Annotated in this window: 14 protein-coding genes and 4 tRNA genes; 11 read left to right on the forward strand and 7 right to left on the reverse strand. The window is 68.7% G+C overall.

Annotation, left to right across the window (positions count from 1 at the left end):
- Positions 1-65 precede the first annotated feature (65 nt).
- The 3 genes from G9Q41_RS10440 to G9Q41_RS10450 form a co-directional block, all read right to left on the reverse strand.
- On the reverse strand, positions 66-1,034 hold the full coding sequence (locus G9Q41_RS10440) for a DUF418 domain-containing protein (protein ID WP_242687333.1): 969 nt from the start codon (positions 1,032-1,034) through the stop codon (positions 66-68).
- 708 nt (positions 1,035-1,742) lie between these two features.
- Positions 1,743-1,814 (reverse strand) — tRNA-Val (locus G9Q41_RS10445).
- A 60-nt stretch (positions 1,815-1,874) separates the two neighbouring features.
- Positions 1,875-2,396, reverse strand: a complete 522-nt coding sequence (locus G9Q41_RS10450) for a TIGR02611 family protein (RefSeq protein ID WP_347567525.1) — start codon at positions 2,394-2,396, stop codon at positions 1,875-1,877.
- An 822-nt stretch (positions 2,397-3,218) separates the two neighbouring features.
- Between G9Q41_RS10450 and G9Q41_RS10455 the strand changes: the two genes are divergently transcribed.
- The 5 genes from G9Q41_RS10455 to G9Q41_RS10475 all read left to right on the forward strand — a co-directional run bounded on the left by G9Q41_RS10455 (position 3,219) and on the right by G9Q41_RS10475 (position 4,638).
- Complete coding sequence (locus G9Q41_RS10455; RefSeq protein ID WP_017976071.1) at positions 3,219-3,644, forward strand: SsgA family sporulation/cell division regulator; 426 nt, start codon at positions 3,219-3,221, stop codon at positions 3,642-3,644.
- 142 nt (positions 3,645-3,786) lie between these two features.
- A tRNA-Gly gene (locus tag G9Q41_RS10460) sits at positions 3,787-3,858 on the forward strand.
- 42 nt (positions 3,859-3,900) lie between these two features.
- Positions 3,901-3,972 (forward strand) — tRNA-Cys (locus G9Q41_RS10465).
- Position 3,973: 1 nt separating this feature from the next.
- Positions 3,974-4,048 (forward strand) — tRNA-Val (locus tag G9Q41_RS10470).
- Positions 4,049-4,140: 92 nt separating this feature from the next.
- The gene (locus tag G9Q41_RS10475; protein WP_092522469.1) at positions 4,141-4,638 is read left to right on the forward strand and encodes a nucleoside deaminase; all 498 of its coding nucleotides are present in this window, start codon (positions 4,141-4,143) and stop codon (positions 4,636-4,638) included.
- A 103-nt stretch (positions 4,639-4,741) separates the two neighbouring features.
- Here the strand turns inward: G9Q41_RS10475 and G9Q41_RS10480 are convergent, their stop codons facing one another.
- Positions 4,742-5,668, reverse strand: a complete 927-nt coding sequence (locus G9Q41_RS10480) for a proline dehydrogenase family protein (RefSeq protein WP_092520319.1) — start codon at positions 5,666-5,668, stop codon at positions 4,742-4,744.
- A gap of 63 nt (positions 5,669-5,731) precedes the next feature.
- The gene (pruA, locus tag G9Q41_RS10485) at positions 5,732-7,360 is read right to left on the reverse strand and encodes an L-glutamate gamma-semialdehyde dehydrogenase (protein WP_165632650.1); all 1,629 of its coding nucleotides are present in this window, start codon (positions 7,358-7,360) and stop codon (positions 5,732-5,734) included.
- 131 nt (positions 7,361-7,491) lie between these two features.
- Here pruA and G9Q41_RS10490 point away from each other — a divergent pair, with 131 nt between their 5' ends.
- The 5 genes from G9Q41_RS10490 (at position 7,492) to G9Q41_RS10510 (ending at position 13,470) form a co-directional block, all read left to right on the forward strand.
- Positions 7,492-9,210, forward strand: coding sequence for a helix-turn-helix domain-containing protein (locus G9Q41_RS10490; protein ID WP_242687334.1), 1,719 nt, complete (start codon positions 7,492-7,494; stop codon positions 9,208-9,210).
- 23 nt (positions 9,211-9,233) lie between these two features.
- Positions 9,234-9,596, forward strand: coding sequence for a universal stress protein (locus G9Q41_RS10495; RefSeq protein WP_242687335.1), 363 nt, complete (start codon positions 9,234-9,236; stop codon positions 9,594-9,596).
- 32 nt (positions 9,597-9,628) lie between these two features.
- Positions 9,629-10,582: an adenylate/guanylate cyclase domain-containing protein gene (locus G9Q41_RS10500; protein WP_245695547.1), complete on the forward strand. Its 954-nt coding sequence runs from the start codon at positions 9,629-9,631 to the stop codon at positions 10,580-10,582.
- 192 nt (positions 10,583-10,774) lie between these two features.
- Entirely contained in the window at positions 10,775-12,160 is a 1,386-nt protein-coding gene (locus G9Q41_RS10505; RefSeq protein WP_165632763.1) for an FAD-binding oxidoreductase, read from the forward strand.
- A gap of 77 nt (positions 12,161-12,237) precedes the next feature.
- Positions 12,238-13,470, forward strand: coding sequence for a cyclopropane-fatty-acyl-phospholipid synthase family protein (locus G9Q41_RS10510; protein WP_165632649.1), 1,233 nt, complete (start codon positions 12,238-12,240; stop codon positions 13,468-13,470).
- Between the two features lie 121 nt (positions 13,471-13,591).
- Here the strand turns inward: G9Q41_RS10510 and G9Q41_RS10515 are convergent, their stop codons facing one another.
- Both G9Q41_RS10515 and G9Q41_RS10520 read right to left on the reverse strand, forming a co-directional pair.
- Positions 13,592-15,046: a lipase maturation factor family protein gene (locus tag G9Q41_RS10515; RefSeq protein ID WP_092520330.1), complete on the reverse strand. Its 1,455-nt coding sequence runs from the start codon at positions 15,044-15,046 to the stop codon at positions 13,592-13,594.
- Between the two features lie 304 nt (positions 15,047-15,350).
- Positions 15,351-16,709, reverse strand: coding sequence for an FAD-dependent oxidoreductase (locus tag G9Q41_RS10520; protein ID WP_092520331.1), 1,359 nt, complete (start codon positions 16,707-16,709; stop codon positions 15,351-15,353).
- Between the two features lie 449 nt (positions 16,710-17,158).
- Here G9Q41_RS10520 and G9Q41_RS10525 point away from each other — a divergent pair, with 449 nt between their 5' ends.
- A complete protein-coding gene (locus tag G9Q41_RS10525; protein WP_092520332.1) occupies positions 17,159-17,965 on the forward strand; it encodes an SAM-dependent methyltransferase in 807 nt (268 codons plus the stop codon).
- The last annotated feature ends 2 nt before the right edge of the window (positions 17,966-17,967 follow it).

Raw genomic sequence — 17,967 nt, forward strand, 5'->3', positions numbered from 1 at the left:
GCCCCCGATGGGGAGAGCTCGCGCGGTTCGGGGAGCGAGCTTCCGGGGCCGATCATCGGAACCACTCACGCGAATCGAGCCGACGAAGTGTCCTTGCGCAGGGGGACCGGATGCCACCAGGTGACCCATCGCCAGACCCACTCGAGCGGACCGTAGCGGAACTTCTTCAACCACAGGTTGCTCGCGATAGCTTGCACGGCCAGGATCCCGGCGCACAGTCCCAGCAACCCGCCCCAGTGGCTCGACTGCCACAGGCCGGTCAGATGACCGGTCGGAACGAATATCAGAGTGGCGCCCACGTAGTTCGTCAGCGCCGTTCTCCCCAGCGGTTCCAAGACGTCGGAGAGCCACCTGCCCGTTGGCGTGCGGAGCACGAGCAGCAGGCCGGTGGAGTAGACCGCGGCCAGGCACAGTCCGGCGATCGCGGAAGAGCGGGTGAATCCGGCGGAGAGCGGCTCCTGCTCCTGCCAGAGCAGACCACTGGTGGCCAGTAGGAGCGACACGCAGAAGGCGGTGGCGAGTCCGGTGGTGCTTTGCCTCGTCCGGTGCAGCAGACCGGTTCGCCCGATGACGAATCCCGCGAGCAGCAACCCGGGAACGAGGGCGATTCCACCGCTGGTGAGAGTGACGCCCGCGACGGTCAGGCCACCTGCCAGCAGGCCGTTGAGCCAAAGCGGAGCTCGGGTGAGCGGCAGGAGGAAAACGAGTCCGCCGATCCCGTAGTACAGCAGCGCCTCTCCCGGCTGCAACAGGTGGTGCAGGGCACCGAGAGCGACGAGGAACAGCAGTCTTCTGGCCAGAACCGCTTCTGAGCGGCTGTGCCCGTCTCGTGCGCTGCGCAGCATCAGAGCGAAGCTGATGCCGAAAAGAAGCGAGAACAGGGGGAAGAAGCGTTGCTGGACGAGCAGGTCCAGCACGTGCCTGACAGGCTGGACCGCACCGTCGACTGTCCCGGTCATGTGCATGACCCCGGGGACGTTGACGAATATGATGCCGCAGAGGGCGAAACCGCGCAGCGCATCGAGCTCGGTCATCCTCGTCGTGGAGTTCGTCGTCGATCCGCCGGCCCGGGCGGTGGGAGGCTCGGCTGTGGAACTCGAGGGGGCTCGCTCGGGCGACGCTTGCGTGCCGCCCGGCGGTTCCCGGTGCGTGCGGGGAGCGGATTCGTTCATGCGCCCAGTCTGGAGGAGGTCCTCCTCCGCGGGATCAGTAATTCGGCCGGGAGCTATCGGCCGATCGGCCGAGATCATCCGCTCGATCGGATCGAGCGGGAGCGCGTCGTCACTCCGCTCCGCTCGTGCGGGGTGCGGGGAGCTGCTCGGCAGCGGGGTTCCGGTCGGGTCCGCCGCCCGGGTGATTCGTCCGCGCGGAGGCTGGAATCACTTCCGAGGGGAAGCGGTGTTAACCTTTCGTGTTCGGTCGAGCACGGAAAGTGCGCGACCGTTCGAAAATGCGCCCCGGTGCCGATTTCCCGGGAAGCGCTCACCGCGCTCCTCGTCCCGTGGAATCGCGGGAACGCGGATCACGGAAAGGCGTGGGTGGTCTCGCTGCGTTGGCGCGGGATCGCCGGTGGGGCGCGACGCGGTCGGCGAAATGCGGGAGCCGGCACCCGTCCGCACCGGAGGGGGCGGCAATTTCGGAGTGCCCCGGTTTCGATGGGCCGTGGGGTTTCGATGGGCCGTGGTGAAAATGATAACAATCCGGCCGCCCGGAAGTGCTCCCGAGCGGCCGAATCGTGCGCGTGGGCGATGCTGGGATCGAACCAGCGACCTCTTCGGTGTGAACGAAGCGCTCTCCCGCTGAGCTAATCGCCCGTGTTCTGTTGGTCTTCGTTGTCCCCTGTCAGCGACAACCAAAAGCTTACACGATCGCTCTCAGGGGCTGAACAGGGGGGAGGTCAACCACGGCCAGTCCAGGCCGAACAGGTTTCCGACCAGGGCGAACGCTCCGATCAGCCAGAGGGTGGCCAGCACGATCAGGCAGGTGGTTGCCATGACCGCCAGCTTGACGAGGAGGTGCTGGCGGGAGAGCCAGCCGACCCAACGCTGGTAGTGGTGCTTGGCGAACATGTTCACCTGGTGCGCCCAGGCGAACTCGGTGGCCAGCAGTCCCAGTCCTGCGAAAACGCACAACCACCCCGGTCCGGGGTAGGGAATCATCACGATGCCGACGACGAGCACCAATCCGCCGGTCAACCCCAGGGTGAAGCGGTACAGCGCGTTCAGCCCGCGCCTGGCGCGAATCCGCTCCCTGCGTGCCCGTAAGTGCTCACGCAGCTCGTGCAGCCTGGTGCGCAGGGACGAAGTGGCTCCCTGAGGGGTTGCCCGGTTTTGTCGCGAGTCGGGTCCCGCCGTCCTGCTCAGAACACACCTGCCAGCTTCAGGGGTCTTCTCCACCGGTCGCTCCCGCGGGCGAGCGGCCGCTTCCTCAATGTCTCTCAGCTTACTGCAGTGCCGCCTCCCCGTAGGGTGGACGGTGTCGGTCGTTCCGCCGCCCGGCGCTCCCAGGAAGAGGCGGCCGGGGTGGGTGCCGGGCCGGTGAGCGAGGCTCTCCGTCGGGCGTACCCCGAGGGTAGCGCTCGTTCGTCGGGGCTCGCTCCGATCTCGGCGGGAGCGGAGCAGGCCATCTCACAATGTGACCCCGATCTCTTTTTCGGAGGGCGTTTCAGGCGTGAGAGCGCGACTTCGGAGTATTTGATATTCGCCCGTTTCGGTGAATGTTTGTGGTGTGCCTCTCCTGGGGCACTTGTGTGAAACGGCCCGCCGTATGAGTATCGACTATCCTGAAAGCAGCGCCCCGTGGTGGCCGTGGAAGACGGATCGTGATTTCGAGTGCTGCGATGGTCGTTTCGGGGTGTTGACAACGGGTTCGTGCCATATCCGGCCGTTGAACGGTCGTGTGTGGGTGTGAGATCCGAAAGGAAGTATCACGTTGATATCGGAACCGGTGTGGTTCCCGAATACGTGGTCAGCGCACTCGGTGGTTTTCCTCGTTGATGTCGGGCGGTGAGAGCCGTGTTGATGAATCTCGGGGAGCCGCCTCGGCCACCTGGGTTGTCGGTTACTCTGCGGAGTTCACTGGTAGCTCAGCGAATTAATTTTCCCCCGTGTGGGTGATCTGTTCGTGAGTGGCGAGCGAACGAACCCGGACAGCCGTCACAACTGTGTTGCTCGGTCGATTTTCACAGAGACCGGGAGGGAGCAAGAAAGGCGAGGACGATGCGCAACGATCATGTGACTCTTCGCTCGACAGCGGTGTTCGACCTGCTGGCGCCGCAGACGCCTGCTGTGCCCGTTCAGGTGGAACTGCGTTACGACACCCGCGATCCGTACGCCGTGGTGGCCGCGTTCCGCACCGGCCGCGCGGGATGGGTCGAGTGGGTCTTCGCGCGTGATCTGCTGGCCGACGGGTTGATCGCTTACGCGGGCGAGGGCGACGTGGCCATTCGCCCCGCGGCGGACGACCCGGAGGTGGTGGTGATCGAGCTCAGTTCGCCCTCCGGTCACGCCGTCTTCGAGGCGTCGGCCCAGGAGCTGGCGGACTTTCTCGACCGCACCTACGACGTGGTCGTGCCGGGTAACGAGAGCCTGTGGGTCAGCATCGACGAGGCGCTGACCAGGCTTCTTCCGCACGACCTCTCGTGATTTCCGGCGCGGAGGGGCGGCTCCGGCGGGGCCGTGGTCGTGGAACAGGCCCCCCGGTTTGATCGCCGTTCAGCGCGTGGTCTAGAGTCTTTGGTGCAACACGGCGGAACGGCCGAGCCGGATCTTCGGTCCCGTCGTGAACGCGGATGTAGCGCAGCGGTAGCGCATCAGCTTGCCAAGCTGAGGGTCGCGGGTTCGAATCCCGTCATCCGCTCTGGTGCCACCCGGTTCCGGCCTCCGGCCGAAGGGTGGATTCGGCGGAGTGGCCGAGTGGCTTAGGCAAGGGCCTGCAAAGCCCTGTACGCGGGTTCGATTCCCGCCTCCGCCTCGCGCGATTAGCTCAGCGGGAGAGCGCTACCTTGACACGGTAGAGGTCGCTGGTTCGATCCCAGCATCGCGCACCACGCGCCCGTGTTGGTTCCGGGCGACCGAGTAGCACATCATCCGGATGCTCGCCCAGCTGTGTGAGTTCCCGGATGTCCGTATCCTCCGCGGCATGTCCACCGTTTCGGAGCACGAGTTCGAGCACCTGCGTCGGTGCGCGGAGTTGGCGGAGGAGGCGCTGCGCGCCGGGGACGAACCGTTCGGTTCGGTACTCGTGGACGCAGGCGGAACTGTGCTCGCCGAGGACCGCAATCGCGTCTCGGGCGGGGACGACACACGACATCCCGAGTTCGCCCTGTCCCGCTGGGCGGCCGAGAACCTGACGCGACCGCAGCGAGCGGCGGCCACCGTGTTCACCTCCGGTGAGCACTGCCCGATGTGCGCCGCCGCCCACGGGTGGGTCGGTCTGGGACGGATCGTCTACGTCGTCTCCTCGGCGCAGCTGGTCGAGTGGTTGGACGAACTGGGCGCGGCCGCTTCCCCGGTGGCCGCACTGCCGGTGGGGGAAGTGGCCCCGCGGGTCCGGGTGGAAGGGCCGGTTCCCGAACTCGTCGATCGGGTGCGCGAGCTGCACGTTCGCTACCACGGCGGGAGCGCCGAATCCCGCTGACCGCGTGAAGCGGGCATCCTCCCCCGGGGACGTCGCGTCGCGGAGCCGCCGCGAGCGCCGAACGCGCCCGCCCGTCGACGGACGCGTTTCGACGGGTGGGCTTTCAGCGGGTGAGCAGGGAACGCAGGAAGAACCCGATGTTGGCGGGGCGCTCCGCCAACCTGCGCATGAAGTAGCCGTACCACTCCTGGCCGTACGGCACGTAGACTCGCAGCCGCTCACCGTCCTCCGCCATGCGCTGCTGCTCGGCGGGACGGATGCCGTACAGCATCTGGAACTCGTAGCTGTCCTTCGCGCGTCCGGCGCTTCCGGCGAGCTCGGAGGCGATGCGCACCATGCGTGGATCGTGCGTGGCCACCATCGGGTAGCCCTGCCCCTCCATCAGGGCACGCAGGCAGCGCACGTAGGACCTGTCCACCTCGTGCTTGTCCTGGAAGGCCACCGAGGCGGGCTCGGAGTAGGCGCCCTTGCACAGCCGGACCCTGGACCCCTCGCGGGCCAGCTCGCGGCAGTCCTGCTCGGTGCGGTGCAGGTAGGCCTGCAGCACGGCCCCGACCTGGGGAAAGTCCACCCGCAGGTCTGAGAGCGTCCGCAGGGTCGTGTCGGTGGTGGTGTGGTCCTCCATGTCCAGGGTGACCGTGGTGCCTGCCTCGGCCGCGGATTCGCAGATCCGCCGGGCGTTGTCCAGCGCGATCTTCTCTCCGTCCGGGCCCAACTGCTGCCCGACCGCGGAGAGCTTCACGGAGACCTCGGCGCGGTGCGCCAGGCCCGCCCGGCGCAGTTCCGCGAGCAACCCCTGGTAGGCCAGCACGGTTTCGTCCGCCTGCCTGGAGTCGGTGGTGTCCTCGCCGAGGTGGTCGAGGGTCACGTGCAGGCCCTTCTCGGCGAGCCGACCGGTCACCCCGATGGCCGCCGAGGTGTCGGCGCCCGCGACGAAGCGGTCGACGACCGTCCGGGTCAGCGGATTGGCCTCCACCAGCCGACGTACCGCACTGGAACGGGCCGCGGCCAGCATCGTGGTGCGCAGCATCTTGTCTCCTCGTGGACGCGGGCTGGACCCGTCCGGAACGTCCTCCCGGACGGGCCCCGGGGTTCAGCCCTGGTGCGGGTAGGTGTGGTTGGTGGGTGCGTCGAAGGTCTCCTTGACCGCGCGCGGGTTCACCCAGCGCTGGATGTTGAACATCGAACCGGCCTTGTCGTTCGTGCCCGAGGCGCGCCCCCCGCCGAAGGGCTGACGTCCCACGATGGATCCGGTGGGCTTGTCGTTGACGTAGAAGTTGCCCGCGGCGTGGCGCAGCCGGTGGTGCGCCTGCTGGATGGCGTCCCGGTCGGTGGCGAAGACCGCCCCGGTCAGCGCGTAGGGGCTGGTCTCGTCGATGGTGTCCAGGATCTCGGAGTAGCGGTTGTCGTCGTAGACGTGCACGGCCATGATCGGGCCGAAGTACTCCGTGGTGAACGCCTCGTCGTGCGGATCGGTGCCCAGCAGCACCGTGGGCTGGACGAAGTAGCCGACCGAGTCGTCGTACTCACCGCCGGCCAGGATCTCCAGCGAGGGCTCGCCGGCCACCCGGTCGATGGCGGCCTTGTGCTTGGCGAAGGCGCGGGAATCGATCACCGCCGCGCCGAAGTGACCGAAGTCGGTGGGATCGCCGTAGCTGATGTCGCGGGTCGCGGCGATCAGGTCCTCGCGGAGTCCGGACTCCCACAGCGACCGGGGGACGTAGGCGCGGGAGGCCGCGGAGCACTTCTGCCCCTGGTACTCGAAGGCTCCGCGCACCAGCGCGGTCACGAGCTTGGCGGAGTCCGCCGAGGGGTGAGCCACGACGAAGTCCTTCCCGCCCGTCTCTCCGACGATCCGGGGGTAGGTGCGGTAGTTGTCCAGGTTCTGCCCGATGGTCTTCCACAGCTTCTTGAAGGTTCCGGTGGAACCGGTGAAGTGCAGTCCGGCCAGGTCCGGATCGGTGAGCGCGACCTCGCCGACGGCCTGCCCGTCGCCGGTGACCATGTTGATGACCCCGGGGGGAAGCCCGGCCGCTTCCAGCATCCGCATGGTGTGGTGCGCGGCGAACTGCTGGGTCGGAGTCGGTTTCCAGACCACGGTGTTGCCCATCAGGGCGGGGGCCGTCGGCAGGTTCGCCGCGATGGCCGAGAAGTTGAAGGGGGTGATCGCGGTGACGAACCCGTCCAGCGGCCGGTATTCCATGCGGTTCCACTCGCCGGGCACGGAGTTGGGCTGCTCGGCGAGCACGCGCCGTGCGAAGTGCACGTTGAACCGCAGGAAGTCGGCCATCTCGCAGACCGCTTCGATCTCGGCCTGGTGCACCGACTTGGACTGGCCGAGCATGGTCGCGCCGTTGATGGTGTCCCGCCACGGGCCGGACAGCAGGTCGGCGGCGCGCAGCATCACGGCGGCGCGCTCGTCGAACGGCGTGTCCGTCCACTCCGCGGCTGCGTCCTTGGCGGCGCGCACCGCTTCGGCCACGTCCTCGTTGGTGGCCTGCGCGCAGACGCCCAGAACGTGGGAGTGGTTGTGCGGTTCCACAACGTCGAAGCGCTCACCGCTCGCCATGCGCTGCTTGCCCGCGATGGTCATGGTCAGTTCCACGGGTTCGGCCCGGAGCTCGGCGAGGCGCCGTTGCAGGGACTGTCGCTCGGCCGTTCCCTCGGCATAGGTCTTGACCGGCTCATTGGCCGGTACGGGGACCGAAGTGATGGCATCCATGGCCGTTGCGCCTCCTCGCGCGACTTCCGTCTCGGGTCGGTGACCTCGCCCCGCGGGGCGGTTCCCTCACCCGTCGAGAATAGGGGTTCCGGCCGTTCGGCGGCTTGTGCGCGCGGCTATCGTTGTCGGTAATGGATTGGCCGATCGAACAAATCGCTAGTGACTCGGGTCCCACGCGAACCCCGGCGGCGGACCCCGAGTCCTCCGCGGCGGGCGGGGCCGAGGGGGTTCCGCTGCGGCAGTTGCTGATCGCCGTGGGCGAGCCGCTCGTGGACGTGCTCGCCGCTCCCGCGGGGTTCGACGTCGACGTGCGCGATGTGGTCATCGTCGATCCGGAGGAGGACTCCGGGGCGGGCGCCTGCGATCTGGTGCTGGTCATCGGAGCGCGTGGCCGCTCGGCGGTGCGCCTGGTCCGGAGAGCGGCCCGCTCGGGCGTCGCCGCGGTGGCGGTGAAGGTGGAGGCGGAGCAGGACGTGCGCGCGCTGCGCGAGGCCGCGATCGACGAGGGGGTGGCCCTGCTCGGGGTCCGTCCCGGGGTGCGCTGGGAGCAGCTGGAGTCGTTCGCCCGTTCGGCCCTGGACAACGCGCGGATCACCGGTGACCCCGACGTCGGGGAGGCGTTGGGGGACCTGTTCTCGCTGGCGCAGACGGTGGCCGCGATGACCGATGGCATCGTCAGCATCGAGGACACGGCCAACCGGGTGCTGGCCTACTCGCGCTCCGATGACGAGGTCGACGAGTTGCGCAGGCTGTCCATCCTCGGCAGGCGCGGTCCGGAGTCGTACCTGGCGATGCTGCGCGAATGGGGGGTGTACCAGCGCCTGCGCGGCGGGGAGGAGGTCGTCCGGATCGAGGAGCGCCCCGACCTCGGGATCCGCCGCAGGATGGCCGTGGGCATTCACGCCGGGGCGCAGCCCCTGGGCACGATCTGGGTCCAGGAGGGGAGGCGCTCGCTGAGCGAGCGAACCGAGCGGGCGCTCGTCGGCGCTGCCAGGGTCGCGGCGCTGCAGCTGATCCGCCAGCGGACCGAGTCGACGATGGGACCGCGGTTCCGGGAGAACCTGCTGGCCGGCCTGCTGGAGAACCGGATCGACGGGGAGTCCGCGGCGTCCAACATCGGTGCCGACCTCCGCCAGCCCGTCGCCGTGGTGGTGCTCACCCTGCGCCCGCGGGAGCAGACCGGCGCGTCCAACCGATCCGAGATCGAGTTGGAACGTGCCGAGATGACCAGCCTGATCTCGGTGCACGCCGCCGCCTACAGGCGCAGCGCCCTGGTCACCACGATCGGATCCCGGGTCTACGTGCTGCTGCCCGACCTGTCCGAGCGGCAGGCCGAGGCGGCCGTTTCCGGGCTGACCCAGGAGATAGTCACCGCCGCCCGCGGACACCTCCGCTCCAGGGTGCAGGCGGGCATCGGTTCGGTCGTGCCGACCCTGGAGGAGGCGGCCTCGTCCAGGGCCGAGGCGGACCGGATCCTGGACGCGCTCGGGCACGAGCCGGGCACCGAGGTCGCCACGATCGCCGATGTCCGCTCGCGCGTGCTGCTCAGCGAGGTGCTGACCACCTTGCGGGACAACGAGCGGATGCGCGATCCGCGCCTGGCCAAGCTGCGCGCCTACGACGGGGACAACGGGACGGAGTTCTGCCGCTCCCTGCTGTCCTACTTGGAGTCCTTCGGGGAGGTGCGCGCGGCCAGCCTGGCCCTGCACGTCCACCCGAACACCCTGCGATACCGCGTTCGCCGGGCCGTCGACATCTGCGGTGTCGATCTCGACGACCCGGCGGAACGGCTGAGCGTGCACCTGCAGCTGCTGGCGGCCCGCCGGGGTGAGGCCGTTCCGCGCCGTTGAGCCGGCCCGCGCGGAGCCCGCTCGTGGGGGAAGGCGCGGTGGTCGCGGGTGACTCCGCCGAACCGGTGATCGTTCGCGCGTATCATCCGAACAGCAGGCGTGAGGTCGAGCACGCCGGGGACGAGACGGGACGGGAGGCCTTCCGGGTGGACGGTTCAGCACCGGGCGAGGACGGTCCGCGCGCGACCGCTGATCACGCCCGTTCGGCCGGTGCGCGTGCGGTCGGTACCGTGGCGGTGCTCGGCGAGCCGGTCGGGTCGCCGAGCGGAGCGGCCGAACGTGGCTCGACCGAGTTGCTCGTGGTCGAGGAGCCGTGGGCTGGACACGTCGAAGGGGCGCATTTCGGGATCGGTCCCCTCGGAGATCTCACGACGTTCGGAGAGTGATGTGCTCGTCGTTCGAACCGCACGATGATTTCGTGGCGCCCGATCACCCGGTGGAGCGATCACTGCTGGGTGGCGAACCGCGCTATCGGAAGAGCGAAGTCGCGCGGCTGGCAGGTGTGGAGCTTTCCAGGGCGGAACGGCTCTGGCAGGCGATGGGGTTCGCGCACGTCTCGGACGAGGCCGTGGTGTTCACCGACTTCGACATCGCGGCGTTGCGCACCGTCGTCAGGCTCGTCTCGGCGGAGGTGATCCCTCCCGAGCTGGAGACGGCGGTGGCGCGTTCGCTCGCGCAGACGATGTCCCGGCTGGCCGAGTGGCAGATGGGGCTGTTCAAGTCCGTGCTGGGGGACAGCTTCACCGGTGACCTCGAGACCACGGCCCAGGTCGCCGAGGCGATCCTGCCGGTGATGGAGCACCTCCAGGACTACGTCTGGAGAAGGCACCTGTCCGCCATCGCGGCCCGGGAGCTCAACGAGGACGAGAACCGGGCCGAGGAACCCACCCTGGTGGTCGGGTTCGCAGACATCGTGGGCTACACCAGGCTGATCCGCGACTACAGCGAGATCGAGCTGGCCGGGCTGATAGACACCTTCGAGGAGCTGGTCACCGGGGTGATCGCCGAGAACCACGGCAGGGTCGTGAAAACGGTCGGCGACGAGGTGCTGTTCGTGGCCGACACGGCCGAGGACGCCAGCGAGATCGCCCTGGCGCTCAACGAGAGAGTGGCCGAGGAACCGCGACTGCCCCCGCTGCGCATCGGCTTGGCCAGCGGGCAAGTGCTGGCCCGCTTCGGTGACGTCTACGGTTCCACGGTCAACATAGCCAGCAGGCTCACCACCCTGGCGCGGCCCGCCTCGGTGCTGGTGGACCGCGAGTGCGCGAGCGAGCTGCGCGGGCTGTCCCGCTTCGAGCTCATCGCGCTCGGACCGAACAAGGTGTCCGGCTTCCGCGGGCTGGAGGCCTGGGCGCTGCGCCGAGCCGGCTGACGGTCGATCTCCGCTCGGTGCGGGTTCGGCCGGGTTCCCGTGGCGACGATTCCGGGAGGGGCGTTCGCGCGGGGCCGGGACCACATCGAGCGCGTCCTCGGGAGCACGTTGTGTCGCCGATCCGGGGACCGTCGGGTGTTCCAGGGCAAAACGGGATGCCATCGTCGGGTGAGCGGCATATGGTCGGAGATCATGGAGACCGATCCCCCAGAGCCCTCAACCGGTGCCGAACACGCGGACGAAGTCACCGCGCTGGCCGCGCGCTACGGCCGCATCCCGGCTTCCGAGCGCGTCCGGCTGGCCAAGTCCACTTCGAACCTCTTTCGCTTCCGCTCGCCCGTGAGCGGGAGCGGGCTCGAGGTGACCGGGCTCGACCGGGTGCTGTCCGTGGACCCGGAAACGATGACGGCCGACGTGCAGGGAATGACCACCTACGAGGACCTGGTCGCCGAGACGCTGCGCCACGGGCTGATGCCGCTGGTGGTTCCGCAGTTGCGGACGATCACCATCGGCGGCGCCGTGGCGGGGCTGGGGATCGAGGCCTCCTCGTTCCGGAACGGTCTTCCCCACGAGTCCGTCCGCGAGATGGAGATACTCACCGGGGACGGCCAGGTGGTGCCGGCCAGGCCGGACAACGAGCACGCCGAGCTGTTCCGGGGCTTTCCGAACTCCTACGGATCCCTGGGGTACGCGCTGCGGCTGGTCATCGATCTCGAACCCGTCCGGGACCACGTGCGGCTGCGGCACGTTCGGTTCACCTCGGCCGCGGAGTGCGCGGCCGCGATCGAGGAGATCCAAGGTTCCGGCACTTGGCGGGGCACGCGGGTGGACTTCGTGGACGGAACGGTGTTCGACCGGTCCGAGCTGTACCTCACGTTGGGGACCTTCGAGGACGAGGCCCCCTACACCAGCGACTACGGGGGCAGGAGGATCTACTACCGGTCCGTCCGGGAGCGGGAGGTGGACCACCTGCGCGTCGGTGACTACCTGTGGCGCTGGGACACCGACTGGTTCTGGTGCTCGCGAGCGCTGGGGGCGCAGCACCCGTTGCTGCGCTCGATCTGGCCGCGGCGTTTCCTGCGTTCCGACTTCTACCGCAGGGTCGTGGCCCTCGACCAGCGCTTCGGGCTCTCCGACCGGTTCAACCGGCTGCGCGGACATCCGCGCCGGGAACAGGTGTTCCAGGACGTGGAGATCCCGGTGGACCGGCTCGCCGAGTTCCTGGACTTCTTCCACGACGAGATCGGGATCAGTCCCGTGTGGCTGTGCCCGGTGCGGCTGCGGGACGCGACCGGCTGGCCGCTGTACCCGATGGATCCGGCGACGCTGTACGTCAACGTCGGCTTCTGGGCCACTGTGCCGCTGCGTGCCGACCAGGAGCTCGGCGCGCACAATCGCCTCATCGAGGAGAAGGTGAGCGAGCTCGACGGGCACAAGTCGTTGTACTCGAGCGCCTACTACGAACGCGAGGAGTTCTGGAAGCACTACGACGGGGAGACGTACCGGCGCCTCAAAGACCGGTACGACCAGGCGGGAAAACTGCCGGGGCTGTACGAAAAGTGCGTGTTGGGGAGCTGACCGCCCGGGTGCGCACGGCCCGCTCGGGGATCACGGCACGACTCTCTTCTTCTCTGGTCGCGATGGAGGAACGGTAAATGGCGTTGGCAACCGTGTTCGCACGCGTGTTCGGGGACGATCTGCCGATCGAGTTCCGGGCTTACGACGGCAGCCGTCACGGGCCTTCCGATTGTTCGACCGCCATAGTGCTCAAGTCCCCCCTGGCGTTGGGTCATCTGGCCTCCGCTCCGGGGGAGCTGGGGCTGGCACGGGCCTACGTGAACGGGCACATCGAGGTGGAAGGGGACATGTACACCGCGCTGGCGGCCTTTCCGCCGATCAGGATCAGCGACATCCCCCTGAGGCAGCGGATCGAGCTCGCGGCGCGTCTCGGAGCGCATCGGGTGTGGTGGCCGGTGAGTCCCCCCGCCGAGGAGAACCGGGCCGCTCGCGGGAGACGGCACTCCAAGAGCAGGGACAGCCGCAGCATCTCATACCACTACGACGTGTCCAACCAGTTCTACGAGTGGGTGCTCGGCCCGTCGATGACCTACACCTGCGCCGTGTTCGAGCGCCAGGACGCGACCCTGGAACAGGCGCAGCGCGAGAAGCACGACCTCGTCGCGCGCAAGCTCGGGCTGCGCGAGGGGATGAGCTTACTGGACATCGGGGCGGGCTGGGGTGGCATGGTGCTGCACGCCGCCGAGAACTACGGTGTGCGCGCGATCGGCGTCACCCTCTCCGAGGAGCAGGCCGACTGGGCGCGGCAGGTCATCGCCGAACGAGGGCTGAGCCACCTGGCCGAGGTGCGGTACCAGGACTACCGCGACGTCCCGGAGTCGGGATTCGACGCGATCAGCTCGATCGGGTTGACCGAGCACATCGGACGGGACCAGTTGCCCGGCTACTTCCGGACCCTGCGGGACAAGTTGAAGGCGGGGGGACGGCTGCTCAACCACTGCATCACCAGGCCGGACGGTTCCTACCCCGCCCGTCCGGGCAAGTTCATCGGCCGCTACGTGTTCCCGGACGGTGAGCTGGAGTCCCCGGCGGAGATCCTCGGGCGGATGAACGACAACGGGTTCGAGGTGCGCCACGAGGAGAACCTCCGGGAGCACTACGCCCTGACGCTGGCCGGGTGGTGCGCGAACCTGGATCGCAACTGGCGCAAGGCCGTGGCCGAGGTTGGTCCCGGTCGTGCCCGGGTGTGGCGGCTGTACATGGCCGCCTCGCGGTTGGCCTTCGAGCGCAACGAGATCCAGCTGCACCAGACGCTGGGGGTGCGCTCCGACGGTGGTGTCAGCTCGATGCCGCTGCGCCCCGACTGGTGAGCGCGGCTCCCGATGAGCGCGGCGCTGCGCAGTCGGTCCGGTTCGCACGGCCCGGCCGGACGCCCGTCCGGCCGGGGCCGCCGCCGGGGTGAGCGGACCAGCCACCCGCGCCCCGGCCCGCTCATCGCTGCGCGCGCACGTCCTCCGCGGAGACCGGGGGTATCAGCTCGGTGATCGGGGTGCGCACCCACCACACCCCGGACTCCCGGTGCTCCTCCGGAGTGCTGAAGCGGTACTCGAAGAGGCGGACCCGCACGTGGCGCGGGGGAGCCTCCCGGAACGGGACGTGGCGCAGCAGCCGCAGGATCCGGCGGTCCTCGCGCAGTGCCGCGATCACCAGCCGCTCCAGCCACCCCCTCCCGTAGGAGGGCGAGATCGCCACGAACCACATCAGCCAGTCCAGCCGCAGGTGGTAGGGCGCGATCTGCGGTGGGCGGCGCGTGACGTCCCCCGGCTTGCCGCGGAACTCGTACTCCCGCCACTCGGAGTCGTCATCGCCCAGGCCCTCGAGCACCACTTCGTACCGGGTGCGGGTGATGCTGCCGAAGGCCCCGTAGGTGTTGCCGAGGTGGATCCTGTTGAAGCTGCGGTTCATCACCTGCCCGCGTCCGAGCATGTTGCGCACCGGCCAGTAGCTCAGCACGATCACCAGCGCGGTCAGCGCCAGCACTGCGGCCCGGTGCCACAGCGGGCTCGCGGCGTCCTGCTCCGCGAGGAGCCCGGGCGGGGTGAGGGCCTCCACCGGGACCCACCGGAGCAGGTCGGCGTCCAGCGCGGCGCAGGCCAGCGTGATCGTGATCAGGTTCAACCACGCGAAGTTGCCGCTGAGCAGCAGCCACGCCTGGGTGAGGATCATGATCACCGCCGCGATCGAGGCCACCGGCTGGGGGAGGAACAGCCCGAACGGGACGATCAGCTGGGTGAAGTGGTTGGCCAGCACCTCGACCTTGTGCAGCGCGCGCGGTGCCCGGTGGAACCGGCGGCTCAGCGGGCCGGGCATCGGTTGGGTCTCGTGGTGGTAGTACAGCGCGGTCAGGTCCCGCCATGCCGGGTCCCCGCGGACCTTGATCAGACCCGCGCCGAACTCCACGCGGAAGAGCAGCCAGCACAGCAGCCAGATCACCGGAGCCGGCGGGGAGGTGTGGGCCGGGCCCAGGAAGATCGCCAGGAAGCCGGTCTCGAGCAGCAGCGACTCCCAGCCGAAGGCGTACCAGAGCTGGCCGATGTTGACGATCGACAGGTACACCGCCCACAGCACGAACCACACCGCCGTCGAAGCCCACACCGGGAGCGTGTCGGCGGCGCCGAGAAAGGTGGCCAGGCTCAGCAGCAGGCCGCACCAGCCGACCACCAGCAGGAGGCGGTCCGAGTAGTGCAGCTGGAACAGGCTGGGCGCCCTGCGGAAGGGGACGTTGCGCAGGAAGCGCGGTGCCGGCGTCAGTCCGTGCTCGCCGAGCAGCGGCCGGAACTGGGCGAGCACGTTGACGAAGGCCAGGACGTACGTGGCGGCGAGCAGGTGCTGGAACACGAACCGAGCGGGTCCGTACTCCGGCGCCCAGAACCATTCCCAGCTCATCGCACCCCCGCGTGTGTGAAGCACGGCAGGACCGGTCCGCGCTCGAAAGTACGGCGCGGCGGCGATGGTCGCAGTGATTCGGGGCGAGGTGCGGGCCGACCCCGGTCAGCGGGGTCGGCCGCAGGGCTGCGAGCGCACGAGGCCCTTCCGGCCGGGCTGTTGCGCGGCGCAGCCAGCTCTTCGGCGCAGCCAGCTCTTCGGCGCAGGCGGCGCCGAAGAGCGGCTCCCGAACAGCTCCGCGCGCCGCCGCGAGAGCTTCCGCCGGGCGAGCACCCGGGTCAACCGGGGTGTGGCAACCGTCCGGTCAGACCTCGGCTTCTTCGCGGCTGATCCGCACCATTTCCTCGCGCTCGACGACTTTCAGGCGCTCCCTGCCCCGCTCGGTGCCGAGGGCGCGCTCGTGCGCGTCGAGCTGGTTCCAGCCCTCCCAGGTGGTGTAGGAGATCCCGCGCTCGTCGAGCATCCGCAGGATCGCGTCCCGCTCGGGCTCGGCCGGTTCCGGGAGGTTCTCGGCGTCGGAGAGCAGGTTGTTGACGGTTTCCAGCGCATCGCCCTTGGTGTGACCGATCAGCCCCACCGGGCCGCGCTTGATCCAACCGGTCGTGTACACGCCGGGGACGTGGTCCCCGTCGAGGTCCAGCACCCTGCCCCCGTCGTGCGGGATGGTTCCCGAGCCGTGGTCGAAGGGCACGTCCGGCAGCGCCGAGCTGAGGTAGCCCACCGCGCGGTAGACGGACTGCACGTCGTAGGTCTCGTACTCGCCGGTCCCGCGGACCGAGCCGTCACCGGTGAGTTCCATGACCTCGGTGCGCAGCCCGCTGACGGCGTCCTCGCCCAGGATCTCCACGGGACGCCGCAGGAAGTGGAAGTGCAGCCTGCGCGCCGTGTTGCCCACGGGGTCCCGCAGCGCCCAGTCCTGCAGGGTTTTGACCACGGACTTGACCTGGTTGTTCGTCCGCATCGCCTCCTCGCCGGCCTCGTCGATCTCGAAGCCCTCGGGGTGCACGATCAGCTCCGTGTTCGGTTCGTGGTCGAGTTCGCGCAGTTCGAGGGGGGTGAATTTCGTCTGCGCGGGACCCCGGCGGGCGAACACGTGCACATCGGTCACGTTGGACCGGCTCAGCGCGCTGTGCACGTTGTCCGGGATCTCGGTGTCGAGCAGGTCGTCGGCCTGCTTGGCCAGCACCCGCCCGACGTCGAGCGCCACGTTGCCCGCCCCGAGGACGGCCACGTTCCGCGCGTCGAGGTTCCAGTCGCGGGGCGAGTCCGGGTGGCCGTCGTAGAAGGAGATGAACTCGGAGGCGCCGTGGCTGCCGGGCAGCTCGGCCCCGGGGATGCCCAGGTTCCTGTCGTCGGCTGCGCCGGTGGCGAACACCACGGCGTCGTAGTGCCTGCGCAGGTCCTCCAGCTTGCAGTCCACCCCGTACTCGACGTGTCCGAGGAAGCGGATGCCCGGCTTGTCCAGGATCTTGTGCAGCGCGTTGACGATCCCCTTGATTCGCGGGTGGTCCGGGGCGACGCCGTAGCGGACCAGTCCGTAGGGGGTGGGCATCCGGTCGAAGAGGTCGACTTCGGTGGTCGTTTCCGATTTGGTCAGGATGTCCGCGGCGTAGACGCCTGCGGGTCCTGCGCCGATGACGGCTACTCGGAGCGGGTTGCTCACGGTTCTCCTCCTGGGCGACGTGCGGCTGCGGCTGTTCCCTGTTCGCGTGGCTGTCGTGGTCGTCGCTGGCTCGGTGTCCTGGGGTCGTAGCGGTGGTCCGCCGTGCGCGAGCACCCGGGAACCGGGTTACCGCGCCGACTTCGGGTCCGTGGAGCGCGACGTGCTGTCCCGTGCCAGCTTAGGCATACCTAATCCGGCGGCCCGTGATGTGGACGCGTGAGGCTGCTTACACGGAGGAGAAACCCCCGAAGGGGTGATGCGCTCTCGTTTCGTGACAGCCGACCGTGAATGACTGAACTCGGGCTGTCACAGTAGGATTAGTGTTGATCACCCGGCGGCAGCTCCGGAAGTTCGGGCGGGGGAGTTGCATCGGTGATCAAGTACGCACAGCTACGAGGGCCTTGGTATCGGGGGGCGCTGCTGGTGGCCCGTGACGACAGGGAGCTTCCATGTCAGAGCCGAACCGTCTGCCCGCGGACGTCGATCTGGAGAAGGCCAGTGCGGCGCGCTGCTACGACTACTACCTCGGCGGGTCGCACAACTTCGAGGTCGACCGGGAACTGGCCCACAAGGTCGAGGCCCAGGTCCCGCAGGTGAAACCGCTGGCACAGGACAACAGGGCCTTTCTGCGCCGCGCGGTGCGCTACTGCCTGGACAGGGGGATCCGCCAGTTCCTGGACATCGGTTCGGGGATCCCCACCGTGGGCAACGTGCACGAGATCGTCCAGGAGATCGACCCCGAGGCGCGGGTGCTCTACGTCGACAACGAACCCGTCGCCGTGGCGCACAGTCGCACGATCCTGGAGGGCAACGACCGGGCCGGAGTTGTCCAGGCCGACTTACAGGACGTCGACGGGATCCTCGGTTCGGAGGAGGCCGGGCGGCTGCTCGACCTCGAGGAGCCGATCGCGGTGATGATGATCGCCCTGCTGCACTTCGTCCCGGATTCCGCGCGGCCACGTGAGATCATCCGCGGCTATCACGAACGCATGGCGCCGGGAAGTTTCCTCGGGCTCTCGCATGTCACCCCCGATGATTACCCCGAGTACACCCGGAGTCTCGTGGAGTTGTACGCCGAGAGCAGCAACCCTGGAACCGTGCGCAGTCACGCGGAGGTGGCGGAGCTGCTCGGCGATTTCGAGCTCGTCGAGCCGGGGCTGGTTTACGTGCCGGAGTGGTGTCCGGACACCGAGGAGGACCGCTGGCAGGATCCGGCGAGTTCGCTGGTGTACGGAGCGGTCGGATACAAGGTGTGATC

The sequence above is a fragment of the Actinopolyspora sp. BKK2 genome (assembly GCF_011291845.1).
In the GTDB taxonomy this organism is placed as follows: domain Bacteria; phylum Actinomycetota; class Actinomycetes; order Mycobacteriales; family Pseudonocardiaceae; genus Actinopolyspora; species Actinopolyspora saharensis.

Excerpts from the sequence above, each read along its gene's own strand:
- pruA (WP_165632650.1), bottom strand. The coding sequence starts at position 7,360 with ATGGATGCCATCACTTCGGTCCCCGTACCGGCCAATGAGCCGGTCAAG.
- G9Q41_RS10480 (WP_092520319.1), bottom strand. The coding sequence starts at position 5,668 with ATGCTGCGCACCACGATGCTGGCCGCGGCCCGTTCCAGTGCGGTACGT.
- G9Q41_RS10525 (WP_092520332.1), top strand. The coding sequence starts at position 17,159 with ATGTCAGAGCCGAACCGTCTGCCCGCGGACGTCGATCTGGAGAAGGCC.
- G9Q41_RS10510 (WP_165632649.1), top strand. The coding sequence starts at position 12,238 with ATGGCGTTGGCAACCGTGTTCGCACGCGTGTTCGGGGACGATCTGCCG.
- G9Q41_RS10505 (WP_165632763.1), top strand. The coding sequence starts at position 10,775 with ATGGAGACCGATCCCCCAGAGCCCTCAACCGGTGCCGAACACGCGGAC.
- G9Q41_RS10490 (WP_242687334.1), top strand. The coding sequence starts at position 7,492 with ATGGATTGGCCGATCGAACAAATCGCTAGTGACTCGGGTCCCACGCGA.
- G9Q41_RS10475 (WP_092522469.1), top strand. The coding sequence starts at position 4,141 with ATGTCCACCGTTTCGGAGCACGAGTTCGAGCACCTGCGTCGGTGCGCG.
- G9Q41_RS10440 (WP_242687333.1), bottom strand. The coding sequence starts at position 1,034 with ATGACCGAGCTCGATGCGCTGCGCGGTTTCGCCCTCTGCGGCATCATA.
- G9Q41_RS10515 (WP_092520330.1), bottom strand. The coding sequence starts at position 15,046 with ATGAGCTGGGAATGGTTCTGGGCGCCGGAGTACGGACCCGCTCGGTTC.
- G9Q41_RS10455 (WP_017976071.1), top strand. The coding sequence starts at position 3,219 with ATGCGCAACGATCATGTGACTCTTCGCTCGACAGCGGTGTTCGACCTG.